We start from the raw sequence: 17,287 nt of genomic DNA on the forward strand, positions 1-17,287 counted from the left end.
GAGCCAGGTCGGGCAGGGCCCGAGGTGGGCCGGGGAAGCTGAACCGGACCGAGCCGGGCGGGGAGGCTGGGCCGGGCTGGGCTGGCCGGGCAGAGCTGGGTTGGGTCGAAACCGGGCGGTTCCGGGCTGGGAAGCTGAACCCGGCGGGGGGGTACCGAGCCGAACCTGGCCGAGCCAGGTAGGGCACGGCCCGAAGTGGGCCGAGGGAAGCTGAACCGGGCCGAGTCGGGCGGGGAGTGCTGGGCTGGGTCGGGCGTGGCTGGGCAGGGCAGAGCTGGGCTGGGTCGAAACCGGGTGGATCCGGGCTGGGCCGAGCCAGGTCGGGCAGGGCCCGAGGTGGGCCGGGGAAGCTGAACCGGACCGAGCCGGGCGGGGAGGCTGGGCCGGGCTGGGCTGGCCGGGCAGAGCTGGGCTGGGTCGAAACCGGGCGGATCCGGGCTGGGAAGCCGAACCCGGCGGGAGGTACCGAGCCGAGCCAGGCCGGGAAGGGCCGGGGAAGCCGAACCTGGCCGAGCCAGGCCGGGCAGGGCCCGAGGTGGGCCGGGGAAGCTGAACCGGGCGGAGTCGGGCTGGTAGTGCTGGGGTGGGTCGGGCCTGGCAGGGGCGGCCTGGGCCGAAATCGGGCGGAGCCGGGCTGGGAAGCAGAGGGGGCCCGAGTCGGGCGGGTTTGTTGAGCTGGGCCGAACCGGGCGTAGCCGGGCTGGGCCAGGCCAGGCTGGGTTGAGCCGGGCAAGGCCAGGGCCAGGGCCAGGGCCACGCAGGGTCGGGCAGGGCAGTGCCGGGCCGGGCCATGCAGGGCCCGGATCGGGTCAGGTCAGGCCCGGCGCGGTGGCGCCCCTTTCGCTCTCGATGTCTCAAATCCTCCCAAACCTTCCTAATCTGGATCAATGGGTGAGGAAAGCCGGCTCCGTGCCGTCGTGACGCTCGCGCAGGGTATGGCCGCCGCGCACAGCCCCCGCGAGTCCTGGCGTGCCGCCGCGCTCGGGGCCTGCCACGCGCTGTCCGGCAACTTCGCCGCGCTGTCGGTCTGGGAGCGGGAGCTGGGGCGGCTGCGGGTTCTCGTCAATGTGGGGGAGCGGGGGGCCGACGAGGAGGAGTTCCCGGAAGGGGAGGCCTATCCCGTGCACCAGTTCCCGGAGATCACCGAGTTCCTGCACGAGCGATGGGCGGGCGGCGGTGAGCCCAACGCCTGGGTCGAGACCGCCGAGGGGCCCGCGCGGGGGCCGTCGGCGGGGCGCGCCGGGTACTGCCAGCAGCGCGTCGCCGCCCTGCGCCGCCGGGGGCGCGGCTGCTGTGTCGTCGCCCCCGTCGTGCTGCACGGCAGGGCCTGGGGCGAGCTGTACGTCGCCAGGCCCGCCGGTGCCCCCGTCTTCGGCCGGGCCGACGCCGACTTCGCCACCGTCCTGGCCGCCGTCGTCGCCGCCGGGATCGCCCAGACCGAGCGACTGGAGGAGGCCCGGCGGCTCGCCTTCACCGACGCCCTCACCGGCCTCGCCAACCGCCGCGCCGTGGACGCCCACCTCGACGAGGCGATCGAACGGCACCGGCGGGACGGCGCGGTGGTCTGTCTGGTCGTCTGCGACCTGAACGGGCTCAAGCGGGTCAACGACACCCTTGGGCACGCGGTCGGTGACCGGCTCCTCGAACGGTTCGGGTCGGTGCTGTCGCTGTGCGGGGCCATGCTGCCCGGGGCTCTCGCGGCCCGCCTCGGAGGTGACGAGTTCTGTCTGCTGGTGGTCGGCGCGCCGGTCGACGACGTGGTGCTGGCGGCGACCGAACTGTGCTGCCGCGCCGCCGAGTTGGAGCTGGGGGAGGGGGTCGCCTGCGGGATCGCCTCGACGGCCGACCCGATCGGTCCGGTCCGGACGGCTCGCCGGTTGTTCCGCCTCGCCGACGCGGCGCAGTACCGGGCGAAGGCCGTGCACGCGGACCGGCCCGTGGTCGCGGGACGCGAGGGGCCCGACGATCCGGTGGTCCAGCTCGCCGACTCCGGGCCCGCAGGGGAAGGCGGCGTGGTCGAGCGACGCCGCTTCCGCGGGCGTCGGCCGTGAGGTGAAGGTGTAAGGGGTGTACCAGGCACCCGGTAGTGACATCTTCGAATTCACTGCGTACGCTCCTGAATATGGATATGCACACTGTGGTGGTGGGGACGTCCGGGACGACGGCGGCCGACGTGCTCGCCGTGGCGCGTGGCGGGGCCCGGATCGAGCTGTCCGGCGAGGCCGTCGCCGCCCTCGCGAAGGCGCGCGGGATCATCGACGCGCTGGCCGCCGAGCCCACGCCCGTCTACGGCGTGAGCACCGGGTTCGGCGCCCTGGCGACCCGGCACATCAGCCCCGACCTGCGCGCACAGCTCCAGCGCAACATCGTCCGCTCGCACGCCGCCGGCATGGGTCCGCGGGTCGAGCGGGAGGTCGTACGGGCGCTGATGTTCCTGCGGCTCAAGACCGTCTGCTCGGGACACACGGGTGTGCGGCCCGAGGTCGCGCAGACCATGGCCGACCTGCTCAACGCCGGGATCACCCCCGTCGTGCACGAGTACGGCTCCCTCGGCTGCTCCGGCGACCTCGCGCCCCTCTCCCACTGCGCCCTCACGCTCATGGGCGAGGGGGATGCCGAAGGGCTCGACGGTGTCGTACGGCCGGCCGGTGAACTCCTCGCCGAGCACGGCATCGCGCCCGTCGAACTGCGCGAGAAGGAGGGCCTCGCCCTCCTCAACGGCACCGACGGCATGCTCGGCATGCTGATCATGGCCCTCGCCGACCTCGACACCCTCTACAAGTCCGCCGACGTCACCGCCGCCCTCTCCCTGGAGGCACTCCTCGGCACCGACAAGGTGCTCGCGCCCGAACTGCACGCCATCCGGCCGCATCCGGGGCAGGGCGCCAGCGCGGCCAACATGCTTGCCGTGCTGGAGGGCTCGGAGCTGACCGGGCACCACCAGGACGGCGCGCCGCGCGTCCAGGACGCCTACTCCGTGCGCTGCGCCCCGCAGGTCGCCGGTGCCGGGCGGGACACCATGGCGCACGCGCGGCTCGTCGCCGAGCGGGAGCTGGCCTCGGCCGTGGACAACCCCGTCGTCCTCCCGGACGGGCGCGTCGAGTCCAACGGCAACTTCCACGGGGCTCCCGTGGCGTACGTCCTCGACTTCCTCGCCATCGCCGTCGCCGACCTGGGGTCGATCGCCGAGCGGCGCACGGACCGGCTCCTCGACAAGAACCGCTCGCACGGGCTGCCGCCGTTCCTCGCGGACGACGCCGGGGTGGACAGCGGGCTGATGATCGCCCAGTACACGCAGGCCGCCCTGGTCAGCGAGCTGAAGCGGCTCGCCGTACCCGCCTCGGCCGACTCCATCCCCTCCTCCGCGATGCAGGAGGACCACGTCTCGATGGGCTGGTCGGCGGCGCGCAAGCTCCGTACGGCCGTCGACAACCTCGCCCGGATCATCGCCGTCGAGCTGTACGCGGCCACGCGCGCCATCGAACTGCGGGAGGGTCTGACGCCCGCGCCCGCGTCACAGGCCGTCATCGACGCCGTACGGGCCGCGGGGGTCGAGGGACCCGGGCCGGACCGGTTCCTGGCGCCCGACCTCGCCGCGGCGGACGTGTTCGTGCGGAGCGGACGGGTGGTCTCGGCGGTCGAGCCGGTGACCGGGCCCTTGCGCTAGGGCTGCCGGGAGGTCAAGTTTTTCCAAAGAACTTGGCCTCCGTCGTCCCGTCAGAGACCCAGGCGCTCCCGGCGCAGCGAATACACCACGAAACCGGCGCCCAGGGCGAGGCAGAACGTGCCGCCCGCGACGTACGGAGTGGTGTCGAAACTGCCGGTGTCCGCGAGGCGGGTGCCGTCGTCGGCGGCCGTGTCCGAGGTCGTCGTGTACGCGGACGTGGCGGTGCTCGTGCCGCTCCCGCTGGTGTCCGTACTCGTGCTCGTCCGCACGCTCCCGCTGGGGCTTGTGTGCGTGTTCGTCATGGAAATCTGGCGCGTGTACTCCGACATCGTGGACATCGAGGTGTCCGCTCTGTGCTGCCGCTCCGCCGACTTCTCTGCCGTCGCGTTGGCGGACGGGACGAACCACAGGGCACCCAGCAGGGTGCCCGCGGCGGTGGCGGTCAACAACGATCGACGTGCGGCTGACACGGAATATCGATCCCCTTGTGGCGCTGGCGAATTGGCCGTGGCCCCGATGCTAATGAAAGGCGCGGGTCGTGGGAAAGTTGCGGGAGCTGTGAGCCGTACGCTCTCCGACCATGAGCACATCAGAGACATCACGTTTTGTACGACTTCGGGTGGAACTGGTCGTCGAGGTCGACGACGTGGACGCCCTGACGAAGGCCGCACTGCAGCGGATCGCCGGTGACAGCGAGATGCCGGCCGAGGAGCGGGTGCACGCCGAGGACGCTGTGACGGAGGACACCGCCGAGGCCCTCGCGTACCTCGTGGACCCGTTCGACCTGATCGGAGAGGTGCCGGGGACCGAACTGGCACAGGCCTCGTGGAGCAGCGAGGAGATCGACTACGACCCGGATTCGCCGGATTGGGATCTGGACGAGGATGATGTGGAAGGCGACGAGGTAATCGGGGGACGGCTCGACGGCTGAGACGGCCGGGGAGAAATTCCTTACCCCGGACGGCAACCGCCGACCGGGGTTTCGTCGTCTCAGGAGAAGCAGTGACCGGCATGGGCACCACGCGACCCGGTGAAGCTCGGGAGGGGCGGACAGCCTCCTGTGACCCGGGCGACGTGGTGTGCCCCACACATCAGGCCAATGTGGAACGGGATGAACCGGTCGTAGCGTTGAAGCTTGTTATGGGGTCTTCGTAGGTTTCCTCACGGGGACTCGCGCGGGTCCCGGCGGTTCGGGGACACGGCAACGATTTCGGCAACGATGGAGAAGCGTGTGATGACGGACAGTAGGCGGCGCAAGGGTCTGATGGCCGCGTCCGCCCTGCTCGGTGGCGTGCTGGTGCTCTCTGCGTGCAGCGGGAGCGACAGCGATGCCGCCTCCAAGGGCGACAGCGGCGGCACCGACACCTCGCAGGCCAAGGCCGACGAGGCGGCGGCCGAGGCGGCGTCCGAGGCCAAGATCAAGATCACGCCCGGGGACGGATCGAACAACGCCTCCATCAACAACGCGGCCCAGGTGGCGGTGACCAAGGGCACTCTCACGTCCGTACAGATGACGACGGCGGACGGTACCGCTGTCGCCGGTGAGATATCGGCCGACAAGACCAGCTGGAAGCCGAGCGCCCAGCTGGAGCGCGCCACCACCTACAAGGTGGCGGCGGAGGCGACGGACGCCAAGGGCCGCGCCGCCCACGAGAACGCCTCGTTCACCACGGTCTCCGCCGCGAACAGCTTCGTCGGCTACTTCACCCCCGAGGACGGCTCGACCGTCGGTGTGGGCATGCCCGTGTCGATCAACTTCGACAAGGCGATCACCGAGAAGGCAGCCGTGCAGAAGGCCGTCACGGTCTCCTCGACCGGTGGGCAGGAGATCGTCTGCCACTGGTTCAACGACACCCGCATGGACTGCCGGCCCGACGACTACTGGCAGGAGAACTCCACCGTCACGCTGAAGCTGGCGCTCGACGGCGTGGAGGGCGCGAGCGGTGTCTTCGGCGTGCAGCAGAAGACGGTCTCCTTCAAGATCGGCCGCAACCAGGTCTCCATCGTCGACGCCAAGACGAAGACGATGAAGGTCATGCAGGACGGCAAGGTCGTCAAGACCATCCCGATCTCGGCTGGTTCGCCCGAGAACAAGACGTACGAGGGCCGGATGGTGATCTCCGAGAAGTTCAAGGAGACCCGGATGAACGGCGCCACGGTCGGCTTCACGGACGACGACGGCAAGGGCGAGTACGACATCCCCGACGTGCCGCACGCCATGCGCCTGACCACCTCCGGCACCTTTGTGCACGGCAACTACTGGAGCTCCGACGGGACCTTCGGCAGCGCCAACGTCAGCCACGGCTGCGTCGGCCTGAACGACACCAAGGGCGCCAACGACCCGAAGTCCGAGGGTGCCTGGTTCTTCAACAACTCGATCATCGGTGACGTCGTCGACGTCCGGAACACCGGCGACAAGACCGTCGACCCGGCCAACGGCCTCAACGGCTGGAACATGAGCTGGGCGGACTGGAAGGCCGGTTCGAAGGTCTGACGCGGAGCGCTCCACGCGCTCTCCGTCGCACCCCGCCCCCGTTGCCCTGCGCCGATGCCGCCGTCCGACCCCCGGGTCCGGACGGCGGCATCGGTGTTCCCCAGGTTTCTGACGCGGTCGCAGCTCTTCTCCCGCAGCTCTTCTCATGCAGCTCTTATGCGGGACTTATCGCGTCATCACGCGGTGTACCTAGCTTGCGGCCATGTTCTTCACCTACCTGAGGCGCGAACTGCGCCGCCGCAGAAAAGCGGCACTCGTCGTCGCCTCCGGGCTCGCGCTGGGCATCGCCCTGGTCATCGTGGCCACCTCCGTGTCCGCGGGCATGTCGAAGGCGCAGGACAAGGTTCTCGAGTCGCTGTACGGCCTCGGCACCGACATGACCGTCACCAAGGCGGCCCCGGCCCAGGCCGGCACCGCTGACACCCAGCGCCGGCGCTTCCAGTTCAACGCGCGGCCCGACGGTGACGACTCGTCCGCCGAGCAGAGCAGCGACCGGGTGTTCGTCCAGGGCTTCGAGACCCTGGCCGCCTCCACGGTCGCCAAGGTCGACACGCAGAAGGGCGTTTCGGACGCCGTCGGCGGACTGAGCCTCCAAGTCATCAAGATCAGCGGCCAGTTCAGGCAGGGCGAGTTCCGCCAGGAGCAGGGCAGCGGCGGCAACGAGGGCGGCGGATTCCGCCGGGGCGGCGAAACGGGCGCTCCGCAGGGGAGAGTCGAGGGCGGCGGCGCCGATTTCGACGTCAACAACTACTCGGTGTACGGCACCGATGTCAGCAAGCCGGAACTCGGCCCGCTGACCTCCTCGAAGATCACCAGCGGCCGTACCTTCACGACCGCCGAGACCGACGCCAAGGTGGTGGTCGTCGACGCCTCCTACGCCAAGGAGAAGAAGCTCAAGGTCGGCAGCACGGTCACCATCAAGGACGTCAAGTACCAGGCCATCGGCATCGCGACCCCCGACAGCGGCGACGCGGCGGCCAACCTCTACATCCCGCTGAAGCAGGCCCAGACCCTCAGCGACTCCAAGGACAAGGTCACCACGATCTACGTCAAGGCGACCGACTCCCAGCAGATCGGCTCGGTCAAGTCGACCATCCAGAAGAACATCTCGGGTACGACGGTCACGACCTCCGCCGACCTCGCGGACACCGTCTCCGGGTCCCTGTCCACCGCCTCCGACCTGGCCTCCAGCGTCGGCAAGTGGCTGTCGATCGCGGTACTCGTCGCCGCCTTCCTGGTCGCGGGCCTGCTCACCTCCTCGGCCGTGTCCCGCCGGGTGCGCGAGTTCGGGACGCTGAAGGCGCTGGGCTGGAAGTCGGGCCGGGTCACCCGACAGGTCGTCGGCGAGGCCGTGGTCAACGGCCTGGTGGGCGGTGCCCTCGGTATCGCGCTGGGCCTCGCGGGCGCGTACGTCGTCACCGCGATCAGCCCCGATCTCCAGGCGGAGCTGGGCCGCTCGGGCGGCAACGCCGGCCCCGGCGGCGGGGGCTTCGGCGGCGGTGGCGGCGGCTTCGGCCGGCAGGCCGCGTCCAAGGCCCTGACGGTCGCGCTGACCGCGCCCGTAGCCCTCTCCACCATCGCTCTCGCGGTAGGCCTGGCAGTCACCGGCGGCCTGATAGCCGGCGCCTTCGGCGGCTGGCGAGCCTCCAGGTTGCGCCCGGCGGACGCGTTGAGGCGAGTCGAGTAAGCGGCCGGGTTCGCTGGACAACTGACGGCGGCTGGACCCACCCAAAGGGGCGCGGGGAACTGCGCGACCAGCCCCCACCGGCCCGCAGCCGACAACCACCAACGCAGGAGCACCGACATGTACGAACTGACAGACGTCACCAAGCGCTACACCCGAGGCAAAGAAACCATCGACGCCCTCGCCGGCATCAACCTCACCATCGCCGACGGCGACCGCCTGGTCATCCAGGGCCCCACCGGCGGCGGAAAATCCACCCTCCTGCAAATGCTCGGCGGACTCGATCGCCCCACCGAGGGCACTATCGACCTCGACGGAACGGATCTCGCCAAACTCTCCGAGAGCCGCCTCACCAAAGTCCGCAGCGAGAACATCGGCTTTGTCTTCCAGAGCTTCAATCTCATTCCGACCCTCTCGGCCCAGGAAAACGTCGAGACCGCTCTCGTACCGCTCGGTGTGAAGGGCAAGGATCGGCGCGAACGAGCCGCCGAGGCACTGAAGTCGGTCGGGCTCGGAGAGCGCCTCGGGCACCTCCCCGGGGAGATGTCGGGCGGCCAGCAGCAGCGCGTCGCCATCGCCCGTGCCCTGGTCAAGCAGCCCAAGGTGCTGCTCGCCGACGAGCCCACCGGTAACCTCGACGAGTCGATGCGCGACGAGATCATGGACGTACTCGAAACCATGTGGAAGGAGCTCGGGCTCACTTTCATCATGGTCACGCACGATTCCGCGATCGCGAAGAAGGCCCCTCGGGTGGCCACCATTCGCAAGGGGAAGATCACCGTGAAGGAGAACGCGGGCGCGTGAAGGAGAACTCGGGCGCGTGAAGCGAAACTCGGGCGCGTAAGGCGAAAGACGGGCGCGTGACGAGAACACGCTGCCCCGTAACGGGCGAATTGTCATCGTTCCGTCTATTGAGCGGCTGATCACCCCTCGGCATACTTCACCGTCGGGGGGTGTACGCGCATGCGTACGCATCTCCCCCAGCCGGGCGACGGGGAATTGCCCGGCACCACAGCCAGCGCTCCAGGGGGAGACTTGCGCGAACAAGTGAAGAGGGTATGCGCGGCAACCGTGGCCACGGCGGCCGCAGTTGCCCTCGCGGCGGGCATGACCGGCCCGGCGTCCGCGAAGACCGACGCGAAGGCGGACGTGAGGGCCGACGCGAAGGCGGAGCCGCAGCGACTGACCGGCGCCGCCCAGAAGCTCCAGCCGACGACGCACCGCATCACACTGATCACCGGTGACCGGGTATCCGTCGACGCCAAGGGCCGCGTCGTCGGCCTGGAGCGGGCGGCCGGCCGCGACAAGATACCCGTGCAGATCCGCAAGGTCGGCGGGCACACCCTCGTCGTCCCGGCCGACGCGGCCCGGCTGCTCTCCGGCGGGAAGCTCGACCAACGGCTGTTCGACATCACGGAGTTGAACAAGGAGACGACCCGCAGGTCCCAGCAGAAGGGGCCGAAGGTCATCGTCGGCTACCAGGGGGCGGCGACCGCCACCAAGGCCGACGTCCGCGACGCGGGCACCCTGCGCCGGACGCTGAAGTCCCTGAACGCGGACGCCGTGCAGGCACCCCGGAACGCCACTCGCGAACTCTGGGACGCGGTGACCAACGGCGACAGGGCCGCCGCCGGGATCGCGCACATCTGGCTCGACGGCACCCGCAGGGCGAGCCTCGACAAGTCCGTACCGCAGATCGGCGCGCCGAAGGCGTGGGCGGCCGGCTACGACGGCAAGGGCGTGAAGATCGCCGTCCTGGACACGGGTGTCGACGCCACCCACCCGGACCTCAGGAACCAGGTGATCGCCGCGAAGAACTTCTCCACGGCCACCACGACCGCCGACAAGGTCGGCCACGGCACACACGTCGCGTCCATCGCGGCGGGCACCGGGGCCAAGTCCGGCGGCAAGTACAAGGGTGTCGCACCCGGCGCCAGGATCATCAGCGGCAAGGTCCTGGACGACACCGGTGCCGGTGACGACTCGGGCATCCTCGCCGGCATGGAGTGGGCGGCCGAACAGGGCGCCCAGATCGTCAACCTGAGCCTCGGCGGCCAGGACACCCCCGAGGTGGACCCGCTGGAGGCGACGGTCAACAAACTGTCCGCCGAGAAGGGCATCCTCTTCGCCATCGCCGCGGGCAACTCCGGTCCCGAGACGGTCGGTTCACCGGGCAGCGCCGACGCGGCCCTCACCGTCGGCGCGGTCGACGACAAGGACCTGCTGGCCGACTTCTCCAGCACCGGACCGCGGGTCGGCGACGGCGCTGTCAAGCCGGACGTGACCGCGCCCGGCGTGGACATCACGGCCGCCTCCGCCAGGGGCAGCATCATCGAGCAGGAGGTCGGCGAGAAGCCGGCCGGGTACCTCACCATCTCGGGTACGTCGATGGCGACACCGCATGTGGCGGGCGCGGCGGCGATCCTCAAGCAGCAGCACCCGAAGTGGACGTACGCCGAGATCAAGGGCGCGCTCACCGGGTCGGCGAAGGGCGGCAAGTACACGCCGTTCCAGCAGGGTGCGGGCCGGATCCAGATCGACAGGGCCATCAAGCAGACCGTGATCGCCGACCCCGCGTCGGTGAGCTTCGGCACGCAGGCATGGCCGCACATCGACGACACCCCGGTCACCAAACCGCTGACGTACCGCAACCTCGGCAGGACCGACGTCACGCTGAAGCTGACGGCGACCGCGACCAACCCGAAGGGCCAGGCCGCTCCGGCCGGCTTCTTCAAGCTGTCCGCGACGACCGTGAGGGTCCCGGCGGGCGGCAGGGCCTCGGTCGGCTACACCGTCGACACCAGGCTGGGCGGCACCCTCGACGGCGCGTACTCCTCGTACGTGACGGCGACGGCCGGCGCGCAGAGCGTCCGTACGGCGGCGGCGGTCAACCGTGAGATCGAGTCGTACGACGTCACGGTCAAGCACATCGACAAGGCCGGGCAGCCGACGGGCGAGTACTACACGATCCTCGCCGGCTACAGCGGCCTGGCCACCGACCGCGGTTACCAGGTCCCGACGAACACCAGCGGCACCACGACCATGCGTCTGCCCAGGGGCACCTACCTGCTGGACGCGTGGATCGCGAAGGACTTCACCAAGCCCGACCTGGGCGGCGAGGGCCTCGACTGGCTGGTCCAGCCGAAGCTGACGGTCACCAGGAACACCTCGGTGACGATCGACGCGCGCACCGCCAAGGCGGCCGACATCACGGTGCCGGACGCCGGCGCCAAGCCGCGGAACGTGATGATCGACTACGTGTACGACGTCCCCGGCCTCGCCGTCCGCGTGGACTTCATGGACTCCTTCGCCAACTTGCGGATGGCCCACATCGGACCCGAGGTCACCGGCCTCTCGCAGACCTGGTTCGGCCAGTTCGGCAAGGGTGCGGGCGCGGAGTACGACGTGATCACCACCGCCAGGGTCAAGAAGATCCAGGGCAACAAGGTCCGCCACTTCAAGGCGAGCGAGCTCGCCACGGTGAAGCACCGTCTCGGTGCCGGATCGCCCGGCAGGACGGGTGTGCTCGGCGTGACCGCCTTCCTGCCCGAGAACTTCGCCTTCGGCACGCCCGTCGAGCAGGCACTGCCGGCCACCCGTACGACGTACCTGAGCACGGGTGAGAAGGTTGAGTGGCTCTTCGACTTCACCCAGTTCAAGGGCAGGAACGCGCAGGGCCTCCCGAACCCCGAGGCCTACTACACGGTCAACGACCTGCAGAAACTGAGCGCGGGCGGCAAGTACACGCGCACGTTCAACACCGCGGTGTTCGGCCCGCGGCTGCTGCCCGAGTACGGCCTCTTCCGTGAGGGCAACCACCTCTACGGACTGGTGCCGCTGTTCGCCGACGGGGCGGGCAACCCCGGCTCGTCCGACTTCACCGCGGTGACGACGACGCTCTACCGCAACGGCAGGAAGGTCGCCACGACCGACGACCCGCTCTTCGCCGAGAAGCCGTTCAGGGTCCCGGCGGGCGACGCCGCGTACAAGCTGACGACGTCGGTCAAACGCAGCGTCAAGGTCGCCCAGGCGTCCACCCGGATCGACGCGAGCTGGACGTTCCGCTCGAAGAAGACGGCCGACCTGGCCCAACTCCCGGCCTCCACGGCCCGCTTCAACGCGGCCGTCGGCCTGGACAACAAGGTCACGGCGGGCAAGAGGGTCACGTTCCCGGTAGTCGTCGAGGGCGCGGCCCGCGGCCGCAACCTGAAGAGGCTGACGGTGTACGCGTCGTACGACTACGGCCAGACCTGGAAGAAACTGACGGTACGGAACGGCAGGATCACCGTCGTGAACCCGAAGAAGGGGGAGGCGATCTCGTTCCACGCGAAGATCACCGACAGGAAGGGCAACAAGTCGACGGTCTCGATCTATAACGCGTACTACGGCAAGTAGGTCGCCGCAGGCGGGTGGACGGACGGCCCGGCGGGGGATACCCCCGGCGGGCCGTCCGTGTTTCGCTCCCAGGTCAGGTGCCGGTAGCGGCCTTCGTCGCGTCCCGGCCCCAGCTTGCCAGCAAGTGCAGTGCCTCCGCCGACGGGGAGCCCGGTTCCGCGTTGTAGATGATCAGGGACTGGTCACTGTCGTCCGGGAATCTGAGGGACTCGTAGTTCAGGGTCAGCTCGCCCACCAGGGGGTGCCGGAACCGTTTCACCCCGTAGCTCTTCTCCTTGACGTCGTGGGTCGCCCACAGCCGTCGGAAATCCTCGCTCTTCACCGACAGCTCACCCACCAGCGCGGCCAGATTCGGGTCCTCCGGGTAGCAGCCGGCGTCCATGCGCAGCACGCAGACGATGTCGATCGCCTTCTGCTCCCAGTCCAGGAACAGGTCGCGGTACTCCGGTCGCAGGAACACCAGCCGCGCCCAGTTCCGGTCCTGCGGCGGCAGGTCGGCCCAGTCCCCGAAGAGGGACGCGGCCATCGCGTTCCACGCCAGGATGTCCGTGCGCCGCCCGCCGATGTACGCCGGTACGCCGTCCAGCGTGTCGAGCAGTTGCCGCAGCGCCCCGCGTACCACCTGCGTCCGTGTCGACGGCTTCTTCTTGTGCTGCTTCGGCTTCGCGAGGTGGGTGAGATGGGCGTGCTCGGCGCCCGTCAGCCGCAGGGCGCGGGCGATGGCGTCGAGGATCTCCGCGGAGACGTTCTGCCCGTTGCCCTGTTCGAGCCGCGTGTAGTAGGCGACGGACACCCCGGCCAGCTGGGCCAGCTCCTCGCGGCGCAGCCCCGGTACCCGGCGGTGCCGGCCGTGGTCGGGCAGCCCCACGTCCTCCGGCTTGAGCCGGGCCCGGCGGGTGCGCAGGAACTCGCTGAGCTCGGCACGCCGGTCCAGGGCACCCCCGGGGTTCCGCCCGCGGCCGGAGGCGTCCGCCGGATACACCGATCCGGCTGTCTCGGCCGTCGCGGCTGATTCGGGATGTTCGTCCATACGGTCCAGTATTCCTGGTCGTACGCATACGAGCCTGACCCCGCCAGTGATAGGACCAGCGGGCGTACGCACAAGCGGGGACTGGGTGAAGACGGAAGTGTCCGGCAGACTGGTCGTCGCACCCGGTCAGAAGGCGGCCGGGCGTGAATCCCCCCAAGGAGAACTCCCGGCATGACCACCACCGTCGCCGCATACGCCGCACCCTCCGCCAAGGCTCCCCTCGAGCGCACCACCATCGAACGTCGCGAGGTCGGCGAGTTCGACGTCCTGATCGACATCAAGTTCGCCGGCATCTGCCACTCGGACATCCACCAGGCCCGTGAGGGCTGGGGCGAGGCCATGTTCCCGATGGTCCCCGGCCACGAGATCGCCGGTGTCGTCGAGGCCGTCGGCCCCGGGGTGACCAAGTTCGCGGTGGGCGACCACGTCGGCGTCGGCTGCATGGTCGACTCCTGCCGCGAGTGCGAGAACTGCGAGGCGGGCCTCGAGCAGTACTGCCTCAAGGGCAACGTCGGCACGTACAACGCCCTCGACAAGAACGGTGAGCCGACGTACGGCGGCTACTCCCAGAAGATCGTCGTGGCCGAGGCGTTCACCGTCCGCATCCCCGACGGCCTCGCCCTCGACGTGGCCGCGCCGCTGCTCTGCGCCGGCATCACCACGTACTCCCCGCTGAAGCACTGGAACGCCGGCCCCGGCAAGAAGGTCGCGATCCTCGGCATGGGCGGCCTCGGCCACATGGGCGTCAAGATCGCGGCCGCGCTCGGCGCCGAGGTCACGGTCCTCTCGCAGACCCTGAGCAAGAAGGAGGACGGCCTGAAGCTGGGCGCCTCCCACTACTACGCGACCAGCGACCAGGCCACCTTCAAGGAGCTGCGCGGCACCTTCGACCTCATCCTGTCCACGGTGTCCGCCCCGCTGAACCTGGACGCCTACCTGTCCCTCCTCAAGACGGACGGCGCGTTCGTGAACGTGGGCGCCCCCGAGGAGCCGGTCGCGCTGAACCTCTTCTCGGTGATCGCGGGCCGCAAGACGCTCGCCGGCTCCGGCATCGGCGGCATCCAGGAGACCCAGGAAATGCTGGACTTCTGCGCCGAGCACGGCCTGGGCTCCGAGATCGAGCTGATCAGCGCCTCGGAGATCAACGAGGCGTACGACCGGGTCGTGGCGAGCGACGTCCGCTACCGCTTCGTGATCGACACGGCGACGATCTGACTCTCCCGGTGAGAGCGACACGCGTGTGAGGTGTGAGGTGAGGGCCCTGGCGGGTGGTGAACGCCGGGGCCCTCGCCGCTCACCCGGTCCCGGCGCCGGTGTCGTCGCCGGTGTCGTCGAACGTCCACACCGCGTGGGCACCCGGGCCGACGGCCAGGGTCGAGTGGCCGATTCGCTCCTCGTGGTGGTACGGCACCGGCCGGTTGAGGGACATCTCGATACGCCGCAGGCCCGTGTGCTCGCCGGCTTCGCGCGTCACGACGTCGTAGCGGATCGTGGTGCCGCCGCCCCGCGCGACGATGCCGCCGTTCGCCACCGACCGTACGGCGAAGCCGCCGGCCCGCAGCAGCGGCACCGTGGCGGCGAGGTCGCGGGCGGTGACCGCGAAGCGGACCGAGGTGACGTCGCGCATCAGGTGCTCGCGGTAGAGGTCGGACAGGTAGCGTTCCCGGCCGACGTCACCGGGGAAGGCGGCAGGTTCGGTGTTGCCGCGCGGGTCGGCGAAGTACTCGGGCCGGTACTCCATCGACCAGGCGTCGTACGCGTCGTACTCGAGGGTCGTGAGGACCGCGTCGAACCACGGCACCGGGACGCCGTCGCCGAAGTCCCGCGTCTGGGGGAACAGGACCGGGTCGGTGACCCCTTCCGCCCGCAACCGTTCGATGACGGTGGCCTGGTCACCGGCGTGCTCGGTCGACAGGCCCGTTCCGGCGGAGCCGAGGAGGCCGTCCTGGCCGGGGACGTCGCCGACGCCGAACAGTTCGAAGTAGGTCTCGCGGCCGTACAGATACCGGCCGGTCCAGCTCTCGCCGCCGGAACCGGTCGTGGTGCGGACCTGGAAGTTGGCGAACTCCCTCAGATAGGCGGAGTCCTCGATGGCGTCGGCGGTCTCCCGGTCGAACACCCCGAAGGCGTGGTTGAAGTAGAGCAACTGCCGTTCTTGCGGCGGTGGTTGGTCGCTCTCGGCGGGCCCCGCGTTCGCGGCACCTCCCTGCACCGCCGCTGCGAGGGCCACAGCGATGACGATGATCATCCGTAACGTTCTTCGAAGCAGCATGTGAGCGATCGTAGGACGGAGGATTTGCGTCCGCTGTGGGTTTTCGGGACCCCCGCATGCCGGGTGACTCAGTGTTCGGCGTCGCCGATGACTACGAACGGGGCGCGATGTTCACTGCCGTCCGGCAGGTGCCAGCCGGCGGTGATCTGTCCCCGGGGCGCGGTCGGCTCGATGGGCGCGGCCTGCGGCTGCGGTGACGTGAGGACACGCGTCACCATCACCCGAAGGGCCAGTGCACTCGACGGATCCTCGCCCGCCACGGTCTTCACCACGACGTCGGTGCCGTCCACGCCATCGGTGACGGCGAGGGACGCGACCTCGGTGGAGACGCCGGCCCCCGTGAAACCACCGGTGACAGACGGGTCGGGAGTGTCGCTCACGCCCTGTGCCTGCGCCTCGGCGCGGTCCTGGACGAGGGCGAGCAACTGCCCTACGACGACCGGGTCATGGGTCCCGTCGTAGATCCAGCGCTTGCCGAGCACCCCGTGCTCAGCCGTACCGACGACTGCCTGTTCGGCTCCGCCGAGCGGCGCGTTCCGGTAGCTGAGGGGCACGAGGTAGGCGACCGGCCGCTCACCGGACGTGTCCGTGACCACCATCACCTCGATGCCCACCTCACCTTCCGGGTCATCGAGCCGAAAACCCCCGGCCTTGGCCAACTCCGGCTCGCCGGCCGCCCCGACGTACCAGGGGCGGGTGGGCAGCCAGGCTGTGAGCAGCTCCAGCTTGGTGGGGGTCAGGGTGGTGTGGTGGATGACGGCCATGCCTCCGGCAACCTCGTCCGCCGGCCGATCATTCCCCCGTACCCGTCTGTGCCCGTCTGTGCCCGTCACGCGGGCTTGGTGGCCTTGACGGCCAGGATGATCGGGGTCGGTGCGGTGCCTTCGGCGAACCGGGTGAGGTGCAGACCGGCGTCGAGGAACGCGTGCAGCAGCTCGGGAAGCGGGCGGTGCGTGGCGCCGACCTTGGCGCGCACGCCGTCATTCGTCCAGGACTCCTTCGTCCAGTACCCGCTGTCGAGGTAGCCGGGGCGGATGACCGCCGCTTCCGGGTCGCTGAAGTCGGCGAATCCGCCGCAGAAGCAGGGATGGACGCCGATGTGCACGAACGTGCCGCCTGGCCGCAGGACCCGCGCGGCCTCACGCAGCACCGCCGGATACCCGGGCATGTCCGTGTGGACCATCATCGCGATCACCGCTGGTACGGACCCGTCCCGCAGGGGCAGCCGCTCGGCGTCGGCCCGGGCGACCGGCAACCGGCCACGGGCGTGCCCCAGCATCCCCCCGGAGAGGTCGACGCCCATCGGCGTCCAGCCCAGTTCGCGAACCAGCGCCGCGTGGACGCCCGTACCGCAGCCGATCTCCAGGCAGGTGCCGCGGCCTTCACCGAGCAGGTCGCGCAGCAGGCCCCCCAGGTTCAGCGGGTCGCCGGCTCCGGCGGCTCTGGCGAGGAACTCCGTCTCGTACCAGTCCGCGATCTCGTCGTATGCCGCCGTCGGCGCCATGCGTTCCTCCGGTACATCGTGGTCGGTTTCGGGTCCAACGGCCTTGTCCGACCGGGTCGGTTGTGGCTTCGACGCCAAGGTCGGCGTCTCACGGGTGGTGGTCGTACGTCGGGAGACTGCCCGCGTTCGCCGCCGCTGCGCCTGATTCCGCCCGGGGCGGAAGTGGTTACTCGTCGGTCAGGATGACCTGCGGGTATGGGGGAGCGGGCGGCTGTCGAGGAACGGGTGGACGAGTGGATGT

13 protein-coding genes are annotated in these 17,287 nt (G+C 69.9%); 8 read left to right on the plus strand and 5 right to left on the minus strand.

The window, feature by feature from the left end; translation table 11 throughout:
- Positions 1–887 precede the first annotated feature (887 nt).
- Together PV396_RS33785 and hutH are read left to right on the plus strand one after the other, a co-directional pair.
- Positions 888–2,051: a GGDEF domain-containing protein gene (locus PV396_RS33785; RefSeq protein ID WP_319211176.1), complete on the plus strand. Its 1,164-nt coding sequence runs from the start codon at positions 888–890 to the stop codon at positions 2,049–2,051.
- A 77-nt stretch (positions 2,052–2,128) separates the two neighbouring features.
- Positions 2,129–3,667 (plus strand): histidine ammonia-lyase, encoded by a 1,539-nt coding sequence (gene hutH, locus PV396_RS33790; RefSeq protein ID WP_319211388.1) that lies wholly within the window; start codon positions 2,129–2,131, stop codon positions 3,665–3,667.
- A gap of 50 nt (positions 3,668–3,717) precedes the next feature.
- On the opposite strand, the gene PV396_RS33795 is transcribed toward hutH, so the two are convergent.
- Positions 3,718–4,137: a cell wall protein gene (locus PV396_RS33795; protein WP_319211177.1), complete on the minus strand. Its 420-nt coding sequence runs from the start codon at positions 4,135–4,137 to the stop codon at positions 3,718–3,720.
- Positions 4,138–4,247: 110 nt separating this feature from the next.
- On the opposite strand from PV396_RS33795, the gene PV396_RS33800 reads away from it, so the two are divergent.
- The 5 genes from PV396_RS33800 to PV396_RS33820 all read left to right on the plus strand — a co-directional run bounded on the left by PV396_RS33800 (position 4,248) and on the right by PV396_RS33820 (position 12,240).
- The gene (locus PV396_RS33800) at positions 4,248–4,598 is read left to right on the plus strand and encodes a hypothetical protein (protein ID WP_319211178.1); all 351 of its coding nucleotides are present in this window, start codon (positions 4,248–4,250) and stop codon (positions 4,596–4,598) included.
- A gap of 288 nt (positions 4,599–4,886) precedes the next feature.
- Positions 4,887–6,161, plus strand: a complete 1,275-nt coding sequence (locus PV396_RS33805) for a L,D-transpeptidase (protein ID WP_319211179.1) — start codon at positions 4,887–4,889, stop codon at positions 6,159–6,161.
- Between the two features lie 202 nt (positions 6,162–6,363).
- Positions 6,364–7,848, plus strand: a complete 1,485-nt coding sequence (locus PV396_RS33810) for an ABC transporter permease (RefSeq protein ID WP_319211181.1) — start codon at positions 6,364–6,366, stop codon at positions 7,846–7,848.
- A gap of 117 nt (positions 7,849–7,965) precedes the next feature.
- Positions 7,966–8,649, plus strand: coding sequence for an ABC transporter ATP-binding protein (locus tag PV396_RS33815; RefSeq protein WP_319211183.1), 684 nt, complete (start codon positions 7,966–7,968; stop codon positions 8,647–8,649).
- 243 nt (positions 8,650–8,892) lie between these two features.
- Positions 8,893–12,240, plus strand: coding sequence for a S8 family peptidase (locus PV396_RS33820; protein WP_319211185.1), 3,348 nt, complete (start codon positions 8,893–8,895; stop codon positions 12,238–12,240).
- Positions 12,241–12,313: 73 nt separating this feature from the next.
- Here PV396_RS33820 and PV396_RS33825 read toward each other — a convergent pair whose 3' ends face one another.
- Positions 12,314–13,270: a helix-turn-helix transcriptional regulator gene (locus tag PV396_RS33825; protein ID WP_319211187.1), complete on the minus strand. Its 957-nt coding sequence runs from the start codon at positions 13,268–13,270 to the stop codon at positions 12,314–12,316.
- Positions 13,271–13,441: 171 nt separating this feature from the next.
- Here PV396_RS33825 and PV396_RS33830 point away from each other — a divergent pair, with 171 nt between their 5' ends.
- Complete coding sequence (locus PV396_RS33830; RefSeq protein WP_319211189.1) at positions 13,442–14,485, plus strand: NAD(P)-dependent alcohol dehydrogenase; 1,044 nt, start codon at positions 13,442–13,444, stop codon at positions 14,483–14,485.
- A gap of 79 nt (positions 14,486–14,564) precedes the next feature.
- Here PV396_RS33830 and PV396_RS33835 read toward each other — a convergent pair whose 3' ends face one another.
- The 3 genes from PV396_RS33835 to PV396_RS33845 form a co-directional block, all read right to left on the minus strand.
- On the minus strand, positions 14,565–15,518 hold the full coding sequence (locus PV396_RS33835; RefSeq protein WP_319211389.1) for a DUF5829 family protein: 954 nt from the start codon (positions 15,516–15,518) through the stop codon (positions 14,565–14,567).
- 92 nt (positions 15,519–15,610) lie between these two features.
- Positions 15,611–16,306, minus strand: coding sequence for a maltokinase N-terminal cap-like domain-containing protein (locus PV396_RS33840; protein WP_319211191.1), 696 nt, complete (start codon positions 16,304–16,306; stop codon positions 15,611–15,613).
- A gap of 65 nt (positions 16,307–16,371) precedes the next feature.
- Positions 16,372–17,046, minus strand: a complete 675-nt coding sequence (locus tag PV396_RS33845; RefSeq protein ID WP_319211193.1) for a class I SAM-dependent methyltransferase — start codon at positions 17,044–17,046, stop codon at positions 16,372–16,374.
- Between the last annotated feature and the right edge of the window lie 241 nt (positions 17,047–17,287).

The sequence above is a fragment of the Streptomyces sp. ME02-8801-2C genome (assembly GCF_033793965.1).
Classification (GTDB): domain Bacteria; phylum Actinomycetota; class Actinomycetes; order Streptomycetales; family Streptomycetaceae; genus Streptomyces.